General features: G+C 67.2%; 21 protein-coding genes. All 21 read left to right on the top strand.

The genetic code is table 11. The annotated features are described in order from the left end of the window. The first annotated feature begins 31 nt into the window (after positions 1–31). Positions 32–1,120, top strand: a complete 1,089-nt coding sequence (locus H587_RS0111870; RefSeq protein ID WP_156904540.1) for a phage protease — start codon at positions 32–34, stop codon at positions 1,118–1,120. After that, on the top strand, positions 1,121–1,513 hold the full coding sequence (locus H587_RS0111865) for a hypothetical protein (RefSeq protein ID WP_027176458.1): 393 nt from the start codon (positions 1,121–1,123) through the stop codon (positions 1,511–1,513). It abuts the gene before it with no gap. Positions 1,514–1,538: 25 nt separating this feature from the next. Continuing rightward, entirely contained in the window at positions 1,539–2,417 is an 879-nt protein-coding gene (locus H587_RS0111860) for a Mu-like prophage major head subunit gpT family protein (protein WP_027176457.1), read from the top strand. Between the two features lie 53 nt (positions 2,418–2,470). Beyond that, a complete protein-coding gene (locus tag H587_RS20975; protein WP_034609309.1) occupies positions 2,471–2,782 on the top strand; it encodes an HI1506-related protein in 312 nt (103 codons plus the stop codon). Between the two features lie 3 nt (positions 2,783–2,785). Further along, positions 2,786–3,217 carry a gp436 family protein gene (locus H587_RS0111850; RefSeq protein WP_027176456.1) on the top strand — a complete coding sequence of 144 codons (432 nt, stop codon included), beginning with the start codon at positions 2,786–2,788 and terminating at the stop codon, positions 3,215–3,217. Then, positions 3,217–3,663, top strand: a complete 447-nt coding sequence (locus tag H587_RS0111845; protein WP_027176455.1) for a hypothetical protein — start codon at positions 3,217–3,219, stop codon at positions 3,661–3,663. Before H587_RS0111850 ends, H587_RS0111845 begins: the two co-directional genes overlap by 1 nt. Further along, the gene (locus tag H587_RS0111840) at positions 3,660–3,866 is read left to right on the top strand and encodes a hypothetical protein (protein WP_027176454.1); all 207 of its coding nucleotides are present in this window, start codon (positions 3,660–3,662) and stop codon (positions 3,864–3,866) included. The genes H587_RS0111845 and H587_RS0111840 overlap by 4 nt, the downstream gene beginning before the upstream one ends. A 3-nt stretch (positions 3,867–3,869) precedes the next feature. After that, positions 3,870–5,147: a phage tail tube protein gene (locus tag H587_RS0111835; RefSeq protein WP_027176453.1), complete on the top strand. Its 1,278-nt coding sequence runs from the start codon at positions 3,870–3,872 to the stop codon at positions 5,145–5,147. Between the two features lie 36 nt (positions 5,148–5,183). Further along, positions 5,184–5,648: a hypothetical protein gene (locus tag H587_RS0111830; RefSeq protein WP_027176452.1), complete on the top strand. Its 465-nt coding sequence runs from the start codon at positions 5,184–5,186 to the stop codon at positions 5,646–5,648. 241 nt (positions 5,649–5,889) lie between these two features. Beyond that, a complete protein-coding gene (locus H587_RS0111820) occupies positions 5,890–8,553 on the top strand; it encodes a phage tail tape measure C-terminal domain-containing protein (RefSeq protein WP_156904539.1) in 2,664 nt (887 codons plus the stop codon). Next, entirely contained in the window at positions 8,553–8,897 is a 345-nt protein-coding gene (locus tag H587_RS0111815; RefSeq protein ID WP_027176450.1) for a hypothetical protein, read from the top strand. Before H587_RS0111820 ends, H587_RS0111815 begins: the two co-directional genes overlap by 1 nt. Next, positions 8,897–9,520: a phage minor tail protein L gene (locus H587_RS18390; protein ID WP_027176449.1), complete on the top strand. Its 624-nt coding sequence runs from the start codon at positions 8,897–8,899 to the stop codon at positions 9,518–9,520. The genes H587_RS0111815 and H587_RS18390 overlap by 1 nt, the downstream gene beginning before the upstream one ends. Then, positions 9,513–9,944, top strand: a complete 432-nt coding sequence (locus tag H587_RS0111805) for an NlpC/P60 family protein (protein WP_027176448.1) — start codon at positions 9,513–9,515, stop codon at positions 9,942–9,944. Before H587_RS18390 ends, H587_RS0111805 begins: the two co-directional genes overlap by 8 nt. After that, entirely contained in the window at positions 9,941–13,237 is a 3,297-nt protein-coding gene (locus H587_RS19740) for a phage head spike fiber domain-containing protein (RefSeq protein ID WP_027176447.1), read from the top strand. The genes H587_RS0111805 and H587_RS19740 overlap by 4 nt, the downstream gene beginning before the upstream one ends. Further along, positions 13,237–14,109: a pyocin knob domain-containing protein gene (locus H587_RS0111795; protein ID WP_027176446.1), complete on the top strand. Its 873-nt coding sequence runs from the start codon at positions 13,237–13,239 to the stop codon at positions 14,107–14,109. The genes H587_RS19740 and H587_RS0111795 overlap by 1 nt, the downstream gene beginning before the upstream one ends. 8 nt (positions 14,110–14,117) lie before the next feature. Further along, positions 14,118–14,495 (top strand): tail fiber assembly protein, encoded by a 378-nt coding sequence (locus H587_RS18380; protein ID WP_084630681.1) that lies wholly within the window; start codon positions 14,118–14,120, stop codon positions 14,493–14,495. Positions 14,496–14,497: 2 nt separating this feature from the next. Next, entirely contained in the window at positions 14,498–14,626 is a 129-nt protein-coding gene (locus H587_RS21280; protein WP_281167637.1) for a hypothetical protein, read from the top strand. Beyond that, complete coding sequence (locus tag H587_RS18375) at positions 14,619–14,864, top strand: TraR/DksA C4-type zinc finger protein (RefSeq protein ID WP_034609306.1); 246 nt, start codon at positions 14,619–14,621, stop codon at positions 14,862–14,864. Before H587_RS21280 ends, H587_RS18375 begins: the two co-directional genes overlap by 8 nt. Then, complete coding sequence (locus tag H587_RS0111775) at positions 14,842–15,222, top strand: hypothetical protein (protein WP_027176445.1); 381 nt, start codon at positions 14,842–14,844, stop codon at positions 15,220–15,222. Before H587_RS18375 ends, H587_RS0111775 begins: the two co-directional genes overlap by 23 nt. An 88-nt stretch (positions 15,223–15,310) precedes the next feature. Continuing rightward, positions 15,311–15,787 carry an ASCH domain-containing protein gene (locus H587_RS0111770; protein ID WP_034609304.1) on the top strand — a complete coding sequence of 159 codons (477 nt, stop codon included), beginning with the start codon at positions 15,311–15,313 and terminating at the stop codon, positions 15,785–15,787. Continuing rightward, positions 15,784–16,134 (top strand): Lar family restriction alleviation protein, encoded by a 351-nt coding sequence (locus H587_RS21420; protein ID WP_425387189.1) that lies wholly within the window; start codon positions 15,784–15,786, stop codon positions 16,132–16,134. The genes H587_RS0111770 and H587_RS21420 overlap by 4 nt, the downstream gene beginning before the upstream one ends. The last annotated feature ends 94 nt before the right edge of the window (positions 16,135–16,228 follow it).

The raw sequence follows: 16,228 nt of genomic DNA, 5'->3' as shown, positions 1-16,228 counted from the left end.
CCCGCCACGCGAAGGATAGGAGCCGAGGACAGTGAAGACGTCGATGCTCATGGCGGTGTTGAGAGACGCCACGGCCATGCGGGACGGCCAGACCCCGGAGTGGATCCATCTGGCCCCGCGCGGACTGATCGTGATCGAGGACGGCCAGCCGCTCCTGTTGGGCGACGCCGAGGCCGCATCGGTGCTCTCGGCGTTCGCGGCCCTGGGGCACGACATGGTCGTGGACTATGAGCACCAGACCCTGACCGGCGGGCGCGCCCCGGCGGCGGGATGGATCAAGGAGCTGGACTGGCGCGCGGACGGGCTCTGGGGCCGGACCGAGTGGACCGAGGAGGGCGCGCGGCTCATCGCCAAGCGCGAGTACCGCTACCACTCCCCGGTGTTCCTGCACCGCGCGGACCGCCGGGTGGCGCAGCTCTACAACGTGGCCCTGACCAACCAACCGAGGATGCGTAACGTGGCCGCCCTGGCCGCGAAGCATGTGATCAACCCCGATCAAGGAGCCGAGGAAATGAATCTGTTCGAGAAGTTGAAGAAGCTGCTGGGGCTGGCCGACGCGGCCAGCGAGGCCGACGCCGTGACGGCCGTGGAGGCCCTCAAGGCGGACAAGGACAAGCTGGCGCAGGCCGACAAGGAGCTGACCACGCTGAAGTCCGGCATGGCCGCCGCCGGGGAAATCAAGCTCGTGGCCTGCAAGGACGTGCTCGACTCCCTGGGCCTGGACCAGGCCGCCGACGCGGCCAAGGTCGTCGCCGCCATCGAGGCGCTCAAGGCTCCGGCCGTGGCCTCCGGCGAGATGGGCAAGCAGCTGGCCACCCTGAGCCGCACGGTTGAGGAAATGAAGGCCGAGGGCCTCGTCGCCGAGGCGCTCAAGGACGGCAAGGCCAGCCCGGCCGAGATGGAAGCCTGGGGCCGCAAGATGGCCGCCGGTGATCCGGCCCTGTTCCGGGCCGTGGTGCTGTCGCGCCAGCGCGGCAGCGTGGTGCCGGTCGACGGCATGCCGACCGCCGACGGCCTGGGCGGCAAAGCCGCCGACGAGATGCAGATGAGCATCAACAAGATGTGCGGCATCGGCAAGGAAACCTGGGAAAAGTTCGGTCCCAGGAAGGAGGACAAGTAGATGGCTGACCGCAAGACTCCCATGCGCGACGGCGAGAGTCTGGTCCTGGGCGTGGCCGCGTCCACGCTCCTGGAGGCCGGGAAGATGGCCGCGCTGAACGCCGCCGGGTACGTGGTCCCGGCCTCGAACACCGCCGGGCTCAAGATTCTGGGCCGCACCGAGCAGCGGGTGGACAACACGGGCGGCCAGAACGGCGACCGGTCCGTGGAGATCCGCCGCAAAAAGCTCTTCAAGTTCAAGAACAGCGGCACGAGCGCCGTGACGGTCGCCAATATCGGCGGCAACGTCATGGTCGAGGACGCCGAGACGGTGGCCGTCGCGGCCAGCAACAGCATCGTGGCCGGGAAATGCCTGGGCGTCGAGCCCGACGGCGTCTGGATCGAGTTCGCCTAGCCCGGCGCACAGAGGAGAAACGACGATGATCATCAATCAGGCGTCCCTGCAGGGGATCTACATCAGCTTCAACACCATCTTCGCCGCCGCCTTCGCCGGGGCGAAATCCATGTGGCCGCTCGTGGCCATGAAGGCCGTGAGCACCGGCGCTGTCGTGGACTACAAGTGGCTCGCCAACTTCCCGGCCATGCGGGAGTGGGTCGGCGAGCGCGTGGTCAAGGATCTGAGCGCCTTCAACTACACCATCACGAACAAGGACTTCGAGGCGACCGTGGAGGTCGACCGCGACAGCATCGAGGACGATCAGATCGGGGTCTACCCGCCCCTGATCCAGGGCCTGGCCCACTCGGCGGCCGTGCATCCCGACCAGCTGGTTTTCAAGCTGCTCAAAAACGGCTTCACCGGCGTCTGCTACGACGGCCAGTACTTCTTCGATACGGATCACCCGGTGGGGGACGCCTCGGTCTCCAACTTCGGCGGCGGCGCGGGCACCCCCTGGTACCTGCTGGATCTGTCCCAGCCGATCAAGCCGCTCATCCTCCAGCGCCGCAAGGAGCCGGAGTTCGTGGCCCAGGACGACCCGACGAGCGAGAGCGTGTTCAAGCGCAAGAAGTTCACCTACGGCGTGGATGACCGCAAGAACGCCGGATACGGGCTGTGGCAGCTGGCCTACGGCTCCAAGCAGACCCTGGATTCGGACTCCTTCGGCGCGGCCTATACGGCCATGATGAGCCTGAAGAATGAGGAGGACGATCCCTTGGGTATCGTGCCCACCCACCTGGTGGTCCCGCCGACCCTGATCGGCGCGGCCCGCAAGGTCATCAAGAACGCCCTGACCACCGGCGGCGCGAGCAACGAGTGGGCCAACACCGTCGAGCTGCTCGAAGTGCCCTGGCTGGCCTAGCAACCTGAACGCGGGGCCGCGATGAGCGGCCCCGCTCCATGAAGGAGACGCATATGCCCGTGAGCATCAAGGCCAACCGCGACGGATTCCGCCGCTGCGGCATTGCCCACTCCGACCAGTGGGTGGAGCACCCCGACGGCCGGTTCACCTCCGAGGAGATCGAGATCCTGTCCGCCGACACCATGCTTCAAGTCAAGATCACGAAGAAGCCCGCCGCCCCCGCCACGCCGCCCTCGCCCGGTCCCCAGGGTGATGCGGGGCCCGGGGATCAGCCACCCTCGCCCGGTCCCCAGGGTGATGCGGGGTCCGGGGATCAGCCGCCCTCGCCCGACAAGGGCAAGACCTCCAAGAAGGGGGGCAAGTAGGCCGTGGCCTATTGTCTGTCGGCCGACATCCGGGACCAGCTGGACGAGGCCGTCCTCGTCCAGCTGACCGACGACGAGGACGCCGGGATCGTCGTGGAGTCCCGCGTGGACAAGGCCATCGCCGACGCCGACGGGGAGATCGACGGCTATCTCGGCTCCCGCTACGGGCTGCCGCTGGGCCAGGTGCCGCCGATTCTGCGCAAGATCGCGGTGGACATCGCGATCTACAACTTGTTCTCGCGGCGCATGGGCGCTCCCGAGGCCCGGGCCGAGCGCTACAAGGCGGCCGTTCGCTTCCTGGAACAGGTGGCCAAGGGCTCCATCTCCCTGGGGCTCGGCGATCCCGACGGCACGCCCAAGCCAGCCGAGGCCCCGCGCCTGTCCGGCGACAATCCCGAGCGGCTTTTCAGCCGTGACGGCATGAAGGACTTCTGATGGACCGGCTGCTGATCGCCATGCGCGACCACCTGCGCGCCTCCCTCGTCGGGATCCGGGATGGGGACGTGTACATCACGCCGCACCTGGACCTGATTCCCAAGGGCTGCCGCCCGCCGTGCGTGGGCGTCAAGGACGGCGGCACCGCGCGGGTGGAGCTGGCCGGAGACATGGAGCGCGTGACCAGGACCGTGCTTGCTGTCGTCTATGTTCAGCACTCCAAGCCCGAGGCCAACCTGGTGGGGGACAAGGCCGGGGTCCGGGGCGTCCTGTCCTGGGCCCGGGAGCTGCGCGCGGCGCTCGCCGACGAGCCCTTGGGCCTGCCCGGATTTTTCGGCGTGTTCTGCCCGGCGGAGGCCGCCAGCGAGACCGTTGGCGACGACAAGGAGATGCTGCAGCGCGTCGTCCTGACCTTCAACTACGAAAACGAGGAGGACCGGCCGTGAGACGCTACAAGCTCAAGGCCTCGGCCCCGGAGTTCACGGCGGTGGACGGCCCCCTGGCCGGACGCCGCTTTGAGCATGGGGCGACTTACGACGAGGTGCCCGCCGGAGACGCGGGCCGTTTCGAGCCCGTACAGCAGGCCGTTGACGATGCGGAGGCCGATGCCCCCGCGAGCAAGACCGGGCGCAAGTCCGGCAAGGGGTAGACCATGAGATCGCACAGGGCGACACACAACCTGGTGGCCGTGTCCGCCGGGGCCAGGGAGACGGGCATCAACGTCGCACAGACCCTGGACACCTCCATGCTCGTGAGCCTGACCGACGTGCTCAACCTGGACCCCAGGCGCGAGTCCAACGCCGACGAGCTGCGCGGCAAGGAGGAGGCCGACGCCATCTACGACAATGGTTCCCTGTCCAGTGGCGCGTTCAACTTCGAGAAGGCCCAGCCCCAGCATTTCGCCTTCCTGCTGGCATACGCCCTGGGCAACGTGGCTGCGGCCGCCTCCGGGTCGGGGTGGCTTCACACCATCCGGCCCATCGACGGCGACGTGGACCTGGACCGCAGCCTGCCCAGCTTCACAGCAGGGCAGCGCTTCGGCAAGACCGTCTACAAGCGCCGGTTCGTGTCCATGTTCGTGGACCAGGTCACGGCCTCCTTCGCCGAGGACTCCTGGGTCAAGGTCACGGGCACGCTCAAGGGCACGGGCAAGAGCGACCGTTCCGTCACCGAGGAGACCGTGCAGGCCGCCGTCAACGCCGCGAGCCTCGCCCTCGCCGCCAACGGCGTGCACGGGGCCGACGCGCAGACCCGCATGGACAACGTGCAGCGGATCCGCGCCGAGCTGACCCCCGGCGTCTGGACCGAGGTGCCCTTCTCGGCCGTGTCGGCGGACACCCCGGCGATCATCACCATCACCCCTCCGGGCGTGGCCACGGACGTGATCAGCTACAAGGTGCTCTACGCCCCCACCGAACCCGCCTGGTGCCAGTTCCCCTCGCGGGTGGAGGAGTCGCCCCTGCGCGTGGCCCAGCTCCAGGTGGCCTTCGGCGGCAAGTGGAACGGCACGCAGTTTCAGGGCGGCCGCACCCTGTCCTCGGAGATCAAGTCCATCGAATGGACCCTGAACAACAACATCCAGATCGGCTTCCGGCCCGGTGCTGGCGGCGGGTACGCCACGAGCGCCTTCCGCGAGGGCCGCGTGCAGACGCTCAAGCTCTCCCGCGAGCTGCGCGACTTCATCGTCCAGGCCCACATGGAATCCAACGACACTGTGGGCATGCGGCTGCTGGCCGTGGGCGCGGAGTACGAGGCCGGAAAGAACTACCAGGTGGAGATCATCTTCCCGCGCCTCGGCGTACTGACGGCCCCGGCGTCCGTGGACGGCAAGCGCCTGGCCGAGGCGGGCGACCTCACCGTGCTCGAGGACGACACCCACGGCAGCGTCATCGTCCGGGTCCAGAACAAGGTCGCGGCCTACGCCGCGTAGTTTTGCACGCAACCTGAGAACAGAGAGGAGAACCACATGCCCCGTCGCCTCGGCGCTCCGCGCAACGAACTGGTGGTCCAGGACAACCTGTCCGGCACCGAGATCGTGCTCTACTACCGCATGCCCACCACGCGGGAGAAGGTGAACTACGAGAACATGAGCCTGCAACGCAAGGGCAACAAGGTCATCCAGAACATCGGAGACGCCCGCCGCCGCTACGGTTTCGAGATCCTGACCGGATTCCGCGAGGGGGACTTCGAACGCATCGGTCCCGGCGAATCCTGGGTGCCCATGTCCAGCGACCCCAAGTCGCCGCACTACGACCCCAACTGGAAGTCGGTGGTCGCCGACCAGGCCAGCGACCTGGTGGAGCTGCTGGCCGCCCGCGTCTTCGACCATTCCGCCGCCGCCCTGGAGCCCACGCCCGAGCCCGAACCCGACCCCCGGGGTGAAGCCGGGGCCGATGCCGGGGCCGAGGAGGATCCCGGAAAAAACTCCTAGAGGATCTCCGGCGGCTCCGGGAGGCGGGCTGCACGGACGAGGAGCGCGCGAAGTGCGCGGCCGAGTTCGGCGGCAACCTGGAATGGGCGTGCGGGAACTGCTCGCGCCGCCGCCCGGAAGCCGGGGATCTGGGAGACTACACGCGGAAGATGCTCCGGCTCCATGCCTTGAAGATGGCCGGATACCCGATGGAAGCTGACGACCTCACTCCCGAGGAGTGGGAAGACCTGGGACAAGTGGAATGCCTGTTGGCAATACCAGCGCTGTGAGGATCGAGATCCGGGTGGACGACAAGGGCTCCGTGGTCATTCGCGACTTCGGGGCCCAGGTCTCCCGGGTCGGCCGCCAGGCCGAGGCCTCCTTCCAGGGCCTCGGCCGACAGGGCGAGATGTTCAACACGGTGCTGCGCAAGACGCTCGGCCTTCTGGCCACGCTCAAGATGGCCGACTTCGCCAAGGACACGGTGATGGCGGCCGCGCGCTACGAGACCCTGGGCGTGAGCATGAATCGCGCGGGCCGCAACGCCGGGTATCTGCCCTCGCAGATGGTCCTGTTTGAGAAGCAGCTCGAGTCCCAGGGCATCGCCATGAACGAGGCCCGTGAGGTGCTCACCAGCATGGCGGCGGCCTACATGGACCTCTCCAAGGCGGCGGAGCTGGCCAGTGCGGCCCAGGACGTGGCGGTCGCCGCCGGGCTCAACTCCTCCGAGACGTTCGCGAGCATGGTCCGGGCCATCAAGTCCGGAGAGGTGGAGATCCTGCGCACCCTCGGCCTGAACGTCCAGTTCGAGGCGTCCTACAAGTCCCTGGCCCAGCAGTTGCACAAATCCACCAACGCCCTCACCGAGCAGGAGAAGATGCAGGCCAGGGTCAACGTGGTTTTGGAGGCGTCCCGTGGGTACTCCGCACTGTACGCTGAGGCCATGACCACGGCGGGCAAGCAGATCACCTCGTTTTCCAGATATTGGGCGGATATGCAGAATGAGTTGGGCCAGTCCCAGCTCCCGGCCGTGAGCCAGCTGGTCCAGGACGCCACGTCCAGGATGAAAGAGTTCACCGCCTATGTGAAGGATCCGCAGACCCAGGAGCGGCTGGCGGGGATTGGGAGCACGGCCGTCGACACGTTTGACACCCTGGTCTCGTTCGGGGCTGAGGCCGGGGGCGTTTTGGAGACCATCCTGGAAGGGTGGAACAAGCTCCCCTCGATTATTCAACAGGTCGGAATCCTCGGTGCCTTGATGGGCGGTGCCGCTGGTGTGGCCGGGTTGGCCGCGTTTTCCTACGCCTGGGACTGGGCCGATGACTGGGACAAGATTCTGGAGGCGCATTGGCAGGGTAAGCTCGACTGGAAGGATTTGAACCAGGCTTTCTGGGGTGACCGGGACGAGTTTCTCCAGTTCATGGAAACCGGAGAATCCATCATCAAGCAGATCGAGGTTCTCAAGGCGAAGAGGGATTCCGCTTTATACAGCGACGAGAAGGAACAATACCAGGCTGAGATCGACAAATTGAAGCAGAAGAAGAGGCTCTCTGACGCCAGAGGTGTTACTGACGCATGGCTGGTTTCCCCTGCTTTGGCCGACAAATACACCTTCCGTGAGCCGCTGGCCGCGCCCAAGACAACCACCACGGTGGACGACGCCACCACGCGCAAGATCCTGGACGCCCGCAAGGATCTGGAGAGCGCCCGTCTGGAGTTCCTGGCCACGGCAGCCGAGCAATCGGGCGACGAGATCGGCTCCAAGCTGCTGACCCTGCGCCGGGAATACGAGTCCGCGGTGGCCTCGCTCCGCAAGGAGATGGTCGGAGCCGGCCCGGAGGAATCGTCCGCGCTGCAGGGGGTCATCGACTATGAGGCCCGCAAGTACGAGATCAAGCGCGGGTACCTGGAGAAGAGCCTGACCGCCGAGCGGGAGGAACAGCGGGCCGAGGCCCAGCTCAAGCTGGCCCAGCTCCAGGGCGTGGACACCTACGAGGCCGAGATCGCGGCCATCCGCGCCAAGTACTCCAAGGCCCGCCTGCAGCCCGGCTCGGTCGAGGGGCAGATGGCCGACACGATGGAGGCCGCCGAGATCTCGGCCAAGGAGCGCGAGCGGCTGAAGACGGCCGTCCAGCTGCGGGGCGAGTACGCCCAGATGACCAACCACACCCAGAATTTTTACGCCGCCCAAGTCCAGCTTCTGGAGATCGAGCAGACCCTGGCCAAGACCGAGGAGGAACGCCAGGTCATCAACGAGCGCCTGGCCGAGGCCACGGCCCACCGCGACGGCGACTGGCTCTACGCGGCCAACGCCTCCCTGCGGGAGTACGGCGCCACGGCCACGGACACGTTCATGGGAGTGCAGTCGGTGGCCATGTCCACGATGGGCAACATCGAGGACGGGTTCACGCTCATGGCCACGCGGGGCAAGATCGAAGTCACGGACATGCTGCGCTCCATCCAGGCCGACTTCACGCGCATGATGATCCGCCAGCAGATCACCGGGCCGCTGGCCAAGTGGGCCTCCTCCGGCGGGCTGACCAGCCTGTTCGCGGGGATACTGCACGATGGCGGCAGCGCGGCCACGCCGGGGCGCATGCGTCTCGCGGACGCGGATCTGTTCCGCGCCGCGCCGCGCTATCACACGGGCAAGTCCGGCGAGGTGCCCACGATCCTGCGCGCCGACGAATGGGTCTTCACGCCGCAGCAGATGGCCGCCCTGGGCCGCGCTGGAGGCTCGACCGCTCCCGCCGCGCCGATCTTCAACGTCTACGTCGAGACCGAGAACGGCGTGTCCGCCCGGGTCGGCCGCCAGGAGTCCAGCTTCGACGGGGAACGCTGGGTCGCGTCGGTGTGGCTCCAGGCATATCATCATGACACCGAACTCATGAGGACGTTCCTTCTCGCCGGTGGAGGGCGCGGCTGATGGCGTTTCCCAACATCCGCCGAGCGAACAGCCTCACCGGCGGGGTGTACGACCCGCGTCTGGAGGAGGACTACGCGGGAGGCCAGGACGGGTCGCGGCCCATGTTCACGGCCCCGGCCAACACCCCCATGCAGGCGTCCTGGGAGGGGCTGCCCCAGGAGCACCTGGACCTCCTGGAGGCCTGGGTCCGGGGCGAGGGCCGGGCCGGGACGTTCGAGTACGCGCACCCCAACACCGGGCAGATCCTCACGTGTCGGCTCTCCGGCGACCAGCCCCTCAAGTGGTCGACCGCCAAAGGGAAGCCCGGCTACAGCGCGACCCTGACCATGAAGAGGGTGAGCTGATGCCGTCGCTGCTGTCCATCATCGAGAAGCAATCCCGCCACGGCTCCGGGGCCTACCTCTGGCTCCTGGAGATCGAGCTGTCCTACGGCGAGACCATCCGGGTGGTCCGCAACACCGAGGACATCGAGTGGCCCACGGGCAGCGGCACCATCTGGAACCACATCTGGTTCGACTTCGACGACATCCAGGAGGGCGGCGGCGAGGCGCAGGAACTGACGATGCGCGTCTCCAACGTGAGCGGGGCCATGCTCCGCCACGTCGAGCAGCTCGAGGACTACCGCAAGGTCCACGGCCGCGAACCGATTCCCATGCGGCTGATCAACGTCAACTCCAATCTGCTGGCTCAGGCCGAGCCCGAGGCCGAGTACTGGTTCGAGGAGCATGGGATCGACGTGCCCGAGCCCATGCGCTGGGTGCTCGTCACCGTGGGCGCGGACAGGCTGTTCGGCAAGGTGTTCCCGGCGCGCTCCGTGTTGACTGGATACTGCCCCTGGACCCAGGTCGAGGAGTGCCCCCACGTGGCCACCTGCGACCGGAACCTGGCCACCTGCCGGGGCACCTACATCAACAGTGTGATTTTCGGGGGGTTCCCGGTGACCTCCATCGAGGGGGCCCATGTCTAGCCCGGACTTCAGCCGCCTGTTCACGGCCCTGTTCCGGGACGACGGCCGGGGTGAGATCGACCCGGTCACTAGGTGCCCGCTCTACGACTGCTGGGGCCTGGTCATGGCCGCGCACCGGCTGTACGGCGTGGAGCTGCCGGACCTCGGCGTCGGCTGCACCAGGTCGGCGGCCGTGCATGAGGTTTGGGCCCGCGAGACGCGATCCCCGCGCTGGCGGACGCTGGACGCTCCGGAAGCCCCCTGCGTGGTGGTGTTGCGCGGCATGGCCCCGGGCGCGGCCTGGGCCCGGTCCCATTTCGGAACCTACGTGGGCGGCGGAGACTTCATCCACATCACCCGGCGGCGCGGCGTGCAGTCCACCAGCCTGGCCGAGTTCGCGGGCAAGGTCGAGGAGATCAAGGCCTGGGCCGGAGGGCGTCCGTGAGCGCGGCCAAACACCCCTTGGGTGACGTGCTCGTCACGGTCATGCCCAACCCCCTGGCTCCGGAGCGCACCGTCTCCGAGTGGGCGGCCTGGGAGTTCGGGCGTCGGCCTCGGGACTACGCCCCGACCGGCATGCCCATTCCCGAGGGCCTGGCCCTGGGCGTGAGCGTCAACGGCCGCGTCCTGACCGAGTTCGAGGCCGCCTGCTACGAGGTGCAGCCCGGCGACAGCGTCTTCTTCCGGGTCGTCCCGCGCGACGGCGGCGGCGACGGCGGCAGCGACGGCCTGGGGGCCGTGGTCAGTCTGGGCATGATGATGCTGGCCCCGGGAATCGGCCAGGCCATCGGCGTCTGGGCCTTCAACGCCGGGATCATGTCCAGCGTGGGCGCGGGCCTCATGTTCGGCAAGATCATGGCCGGTGTGGTGTCCCTGGCCGTCACCGGGATAGTCAGCACGGTGCTGTCCCCGTCCTCGGCGGGCAAGTCGTCCGCCATCGCGTCCAACGGCCTGGAGGAGTCCGCCACCTACAAATGGGACTCGTCCACCACCAACCCGGTGCAGCCCGGCGGCCGGGTGCCCAAGCCTTACGGGCACTGCCACAACGTCAAGCCGCAGCGCATCGCCCGGCACATCACCACGGACGGCGACAAGCAGTACCTGAACCTCCTGTTCCTTCTGGGCGAGGGCCCGGTGGACGCGGTCCAGAACATCAAGATCGACGGCAACCCGCTTTCCAACTACGACTCCGTTGAAACCGTCTTCCGGCCCGGCACCAGGTGGCAGGACGTCATCCCCTGGTTCAACGACGGGGTGTACGAGCATGGCCTGTCCCTGAAGCTCTCCCGCGACCAGGAGTGGAGCACGGCCAGGACGATGGGCACCGGGATCCACTCCATCGGCATCGGCATCACCTGCCCGGCGTTGTGCCAGGTCTCGGGCACGGCCCTGGCCAACACCACGGTCAAGGTCGAGGCGCAGTACAAGACGGCCTCGGCCACCGAGTGGACCGTCTGGAACACCTTCGAGATCACGGCCGCCAAGCGCACGGCCGTGATGCGCTATTACCGCATCAACGACCTGGCCCCGGCGCAGTACGACGTGCGGGTCCGGCTGGCCGAGATCCCGCCGTCGGGCACGGACTACATCAACGACACCTATTTCGAATACATGCAGGAGATCGTTCCGGACGATTTCCGTTATCCCTATTCGGCGTTGCTGGCCGTGCGCGCGCTGGCCACGGACAAACTGTCCTCCAGCGAGCCGGTGGTCACCTGCGACGTCCTGTGCATGACCGTGCCGGTCCCGGCGGACGCGTCTCTGGCCCTGCCCGCCCACAATCTGTTCGCGGATTCCAGCGACTTCACGGCGTCGACCTGGCTCCGGAGCGCATACACGACCATCACCCCCGCCGCGAAAGCGGCTCCCGACGGGACCACTTCCGGCCAACTGGCTCAGGACACGTCGAGCGAGGCGGGGAAACAGGCGTTCGTGTTCCAGCGTGAGCCGCTGGTTGCCGGGGAGTCTGGCGTTTTCACGTTCAGCGTCCATGTGGCCGCCGGGACGTCCTCGAAGGTCCATGTGCAGATGTACGAGTATGTCGCGGGCGTCTCCGCAGGCGTGGTCTACATCGAGTTCAATCCGGCGACCGGTGCCATCATCACGAACCCCGCCCCGGCGATGACCACCCTGGAGAAGGTCGGCGCGTCGGACTGGTGGCGCGTGTCCGTGAAGAAGACCATGTCAGGCGGCGCGACCGGGGCGGCGAACGATTTCATCCAGGCGGCGGTCTATCCCTCCATCCTCGGCGACCGCGCGGATAATGCCTACCTGTGGGGCGCGCAGCTCGAACGCGGCGACCTCACCCCCTACATCCCATCGGGCCTGGCCCGCCGCTCGGCCGAAAATCCGGCCTGGATGGCCTACGACATGGTCCGCGCCCGGAGGTACGGCTGCGGCTTCCAGGCGTCGCGGGTGATCCTCGCCGAGTTCGCCTCGGCGGCCGAGTGGGACGACATCAAGGGCATCAAGGGGTCGATGTACTTCGACACGCCGATGGACATGCTCACGGCCCTGGGCCACGTGGGCAATTTCGGCCGGTTCCGGGTGGTGGAGCGCGGCACGCGGATCGGCTGCATCTCGGACCGCCCGGCGTCCACGCCGAAGCAGGGGTTCCTGGCCACGATGGGCAACACGGTCCACGCCTCCTGCGGCCTGGGCTACATCAAGGCGTCCGAACGCGCGGACGGCGTCCAGATCACCTACTTCGACAAGGACAAGGGCAACACCACGATCTTCGTGCCCGGGCCCTGGTACAACACGCTCACCCGGCCGCCCAAGATCGTCAGCCACACCCTGGCCGCCTGCAACGACGTGACCCTGGCCAGGGCCTATGGCGACTACCTCATGCGCTGCAACCGCTACCTGTCCCGAACCTGGCGGCAGACGTTGTCCTGGCAGGCCCTCGGGTTCCAGGAGGGCGACGTCGTCCAGGTGGCCAACGACGTGATGCAGTGGGGGCAATCCGGCCTCATCCGCGCCGGAGCGACGCTCCTGCGGGTGCCCCTGGACCGGCCCGTCACCCTGGAGCCCAATACGGCCTATGTCATCACGATCATGCACCAGGACCGGCGCAACGAGGACACGGGCGAGGCCCTGGTGGAAGAGGCGACCCTGACGGTCGTGTCCGTGGCCACGGAGACCGACGAGGTGGTGCTGGCCACGCCGCTGCAATACGCTCCGGCCAAGGACGCGGCCTTTTCCGTGGGCGAGGCCGAGCGCAACATCCGCCTGTTCCGGGTGGATCGCATCCGGCGGACGACCGGCATGCGGTTCGCCGTGGAGGGATTGGAGTATGCCGCCGAGGTCTATGAGGACTCCGGCGAGGAACCCGTGTCCCTGCCCCCCACCGGCCTGGCCGCCGTGCGCGGCCTGCGGGCCGCCGTGTCGCAGCGGTATATCGACGGTCTGTACCAGCAGCGCCTGCAGCTGTTCTGGCGCGGCGCGGCCATCGATTTCTACGTCTGGAAGCGCAGGGTCGGCGAGACGGATTGGACGTTCGTCACCACGACCAAATACCCGGCCTACGACGTGCCGGGCCTGGAAACTGGCTTCTTCTACCAGCTTTGTGTGAGCGGATCGTCGAACCCGGCGGACGGCCAGGTCGTGGACGTGGATTTCACCGGCGACAACCTGAGCGGGATATACGAGCAGGTCGTCGAGATGGTGAATGGGGTGGAGGAGCCGGTGGTCGAAACTATCAACGGCGTTACTCAAAATGTTTTCGAGGTGGTCTGATGGGTGCGATCCACAGGTCTTTTTCGGGTGAAGCGGTGCATACTCCTTTCCGCTGGGTCTTCGCCAACGCGGCCGCCAGGGCGGCTGCCACGGGGATAACTTCCGGCGACATCAACAAGATCGCCCTGCAGGTGGACGACGGCAGCGTCTGGCGGCTCGTCGCCGCCACTCCCACGTGGGCGGCGTTCGGCTTCACCGTCTCCGACTATATCAAAACGCTCCTGGACGACGCCAACGACACGGCCGCGCGCACGACGCTCAAGGCGCAGCGGGACACGATCTACATCACTGCGGCGGTCGACTGCGACTCGCTGACCACGGCCGGGTATTACGCCGTCTACGCGGCCTCCTGCACGCACTTCCCGGTCACCGGCACGGTGCCGTGGTCCCTCGAGGTGGTCCACGCCTACAACGTCAACAACCTGATCCAGCGCGCGACCAATGTGACCACGGGGAAGACATATGTGCGCTGCCGGCACCACGGAACCTGGGGCGCGTGGGCGGAGATAGGGGCGTCCGCGTCGCCGGTCTTGGTGTCCTTTACGCGCGATTTGAGCCTCGCAGCCGGGACACAGGTCGTCACCGGGAATTGGGGCTTCACCCCGGCGCGGTTCAACTTCAGCGCCAATGCTGGCGGGGATATGGGGTCGGTCGGGTTCGACGATCTGACGACCCGATGGGCCGCCATTAATATGACCGGATCGGCGATTGGGCGGGGGGCCTACAGTATATGGGCTGGCCCTTACAATATCAGCAACTATATCGCTGGAAAAGTTACTGCCGTGGCCAACAATCAATTCACGGTCACGTGGGGCAAAGATGGAGCGCCCACTGGAATGGCGACGGTCCAGGCGCTGATCGGTCCGGCATAGGGGGAGCAATGTACTGTTGTATCCGTAAGTCTGATGGCGCGTTGTGCGGCGCACAGAGCATTGATCCGCTCGGCGGACTCATTTCCCAGGCTGTGGCGGACTATGGCGGGGAGGCGGCGGACTACGAGGAACGGGTGGTCGCCGACGAGGTGTTCGCCTCTCTGTTGGCCGCCGCGAACCAGCCCACCGAAGCCGACCAGGCCGCCGCCATCCGCGCCCAGCGCGACGCCCTGCTCACAGCCTGCGACTGGACCCAGTTGCAGGACAGCCCGCTCCCGGCCGCGACCAAAACCGCTTGGGCCGCCTACCGCCAGGAGCTGCGCGACATCACCGGCCAGGCGGGATTCCCGGGCAGCGTGACCTGGCCCGTGGCCCCGGGGGCGTAGCCATGCACGAGATCGCGCGCGGGCTGGAGATTGTGGCCGTTCTGGGCCTGGCCCTGGGCCTGGCTCTGGTGGTCGGCTTCGGCTGGGCAGTGGCCAGGGTGGCGAAGAGTTGGAGGCGTCGCCGTGGCTGACGAAGTGGATCTGAGCCAGCTGGCCATCGCCCTGGACAACGCCGAAGCCCTGGGCCGGGTCACCAACCGGCTGCCCGGCCGGGGACCGGAGTGGATCGACGGCGTTCCCTGCTGCCGCGAATGCGGCGAGCCTATTCCGGTGGCGCGCCTGGCCGCCGTGCCGGACGCCGAGCGCTGCGCCGAATGCCAGCAAGATTATGAGATGGAGGTGTACAATGCCCGTCGATCCGCGTCTTGAGTCGCTACTGATCCGCATTCTCCATCCTGCCCAGTTCCCAGGCATCTCCAGCGCCGCGCTGCATGAACTGGTGGACCTGGTGCGCGATGTCGTGGCCGAACGCGACAAGCTCCAGGAGGACATCGCAGAAATCAAGAGCGCCTATGTCGCGTTCCAGGAGACGTACGGCATCACCCTGGAAGATGCCGACCGGCCCGGCACCTTTGGCGGTCTCCGGGCCGAGATTGCCGCCCTGCGCGAGGCGTTGGCAGAGGTGCAGTGGTGCAGTGACGGCGAATGCCCGCGCTGCCGCCGGAACCCCTACCTCGGCCATGAGCCGTGGTGCGTGATCGGCAAGGTGATGGGAGGCGCGTCGTGAGCGCCCCGACCCTTTGTCCTGGTTGCGGAGAGTCCCCCTCGTGGGAGTTGGCGGGCGAAGTGTGCCACGCCCCATCGGCGGGTGTGCAATGATCCTCCCCGCCCTCTCCATCCGCCAGCCGTGGGCCGCGCTGATCGCCCTGGGGCTCAAGGACGTCGAAAACCGCTCCTGGTCGCCGCCGACCAAGTATTTGAATGTGCCCGTGCTCATCCATGCCGCAGCGCGGAAGTGCCCCTGGGAGCCGGACTATTCGCGGCGAGGCTCGTCCATGCCCGTCTGGCAGGCCGCCCAGCTCGCCTACAACCGGACCACGGGCCAGCTGCTGCCCTGGCACACCCTCAACCCCATGTCCCAGGCCCTGGACCTGGGCGGCATCGTGGGCGTGGCCACCATTTCATTCTTCATGAGGGCAACAGACCCTGACGTGAGAATTTCCCCGTGGTGTGAGCCGGGGAAGTGGTGGTGGAAGGTGAGCAATGCACTGCCGTTGCGATTCTGGCCCTGCCCTGGTCGATTGGGGTTCTTTCAGGTGGATTATCCCTATCCACTCCAGGAGGCCGCATGAGCGAACGCGCCACCTGGGCCAACGCCAGGGCTAAGGGCCGCCGGGCGTATCTCTCCGGCATCCCTCTGGAGGCCAATCCGATGCGGAGCCCTGTCAGCCGCAGACTGTGGGAGGAGGCATGGGAGTCTGAGCGTATGGAGGATGAGCGCCGCCGCGCCGCGCAGGCCGTGCTGGGGGGAGAGCATCGGATGTGTCCTTTTTGTGGTGGATGCGGCTGTCTGGAGTCCACGCAATTTGGCCGCCCTGTCATGTATTGGGTGGCGTGTGGGGGGTGCGGGGCGAGTGCAGGAGCCTACTCCTCTAGGGAGTCCGCGTGGGCTGCCTGGGATCATGGGAGTGCTGTATGACCGCGCGCCTCACCCCCCAGGCCCTGGAGGCCGAGCAGGCCGTGCTGGGCGGCGTGTTCCTTCGTCCGGACGCGCTCAACAGCCTGGTGGACCA

Origin of the sequence: Desulfovibrio aminophilus DSM 12254, assembly GCF_000422565.1 — a bacterium.
In the GTDB taxonomy this organism is placed as follows: Bacteria; Desulfobacterota; Desulfovibrionia; order Desulfovibrionales; family Desulfovibrionaceae; genus Aminidesulfovibrio; species Aminidesulfovibrio aminophilus.
The sequence above is the reverse complement of the archived record's forward strand: the minus strand, read 5'-3'. Positions and strand labels throughout refer to the sequence as shown.

What these genes read in the sequence shown, in the direction of transcription:
- H587_RS0111865 (WP_027176458.1), top strand. Translation starts at nt 1,121, where the DNA reads ATGGCTGACCGCAAGACTCCCATGCGCGACGGCGAGAGTCTGGTCCTG.
- H587_RS0111860 (WP_027176457.1), top strand. Translation starts at nt 1,539, where the DNA reads ATGATCATCAATCAGGCGTCCCTGCAGGGGATCTACATCAGCTTCAAC.
- H587_RS20975 (WP_034609309.1), top strand. Translation starts at nt 2,471, where the DNA reads ATGCCCGTGAGCATCAAGGCCAACCGCGACGGATTCCGCCGCTGCGGC.
- H587_RS0111845 (WP_027176455.1), top strand. Translation starts at nt 3,217, where the DNA reads ATGGACCGGCTGCTGATCGCCATGCGCGACCACCTGCGCGCCTCCCTC.
- H587_RS0111835 (WP_027176453.1), top strand. Translation starts at nt 3,870, where the DNA reads ATGAGATCGCACAGGGCGACACACAACCTGGTGGCCGTGTCCGCCGGG.
- H587_RS0111830 (WP_027176452.1), top strand. Translation starts at nt 5,184, where the DNA reads ATGCCCCGTCGCCTCGGCGCTCCGCGCAACGAACTGGTGGTCCAGGAC.
- H587_RS0111820 (WP_156904539.1), top strand. Translation starts at nt 5,890, where the DNA reads ATGCCTGTTGGCAATACCAGCGCTGTGAGGATCGAGATCCGGGTGGAC.
- H587_RS0111815 (WP_027176450.1), top strand. Translation starts at nt 8,553, where the DNA reads ATGGCGTTTCCCAACATCCGCCGAGCGAACAGCCTCACCGGCGGGGTG.
- H587_RS18390 (WP_027176449.1), top strand. Translation starts at nt 8,897, where the DNA reads ATGCCGTCGCTGCTGTCCATCATCGAGAAGCAATCCCGCCACGGCTCC.
- H587_RS0111805 (WP_027176448.1), top strand. Translation starts at nt 9,513, where the DNA reads ATGTCTAGCCCGGACTTCAGCCGCCTGTTCACGGCCCTGTTCCGGGAC.
- H587_RS0111795 (WP_027176446.1), top strand. Translation starts at nt 13,237, where the DNA reads ATGGGTGCGATCCACAGGTCTTTTTCGGGTGAAGCGGTGCATACTCCT.
- H587_RS18380 (WP_084630681.1), top strand. Translation starts at nt 14,118, where the DNA reads ATGTACTGTTGTATCCGTAAGTCTGATGGCGCGTTGTGCGGCGCACAG.
- H587_RS21280 (WP_281167637.1), top strand. Translation starts at nt 14,498, where the DNA reads ATGCACGAGATCGCGCGCGGGCTGGAGATTGTGGCCGTTCTGGGCCTG.
- H587_RS0111775 (WP_027176445.1), top strand. Translation starts at nt 14,842, where the DNA reads ATGCCCGTCGATCCGCGTCTTGAGTCGCTACTGATCCGCATTCTCCAT.
- H587_RS0111770 (WP_034609304.1), top strand. Translation starts at nt 15,311, where the DNA reads ATGATCCTCCCCGCCCTCTCCATCCGCCAGCCGTGGGCCGCGCTGATC.
- H587_RS21420 (WP_425387189.1), top strand. Translation starts at nt 15,784, where the DNA reads ATGAGCGAACGCGCCACCTGGGCCAACGCCAGGGCTAAGGGCCGCCGG.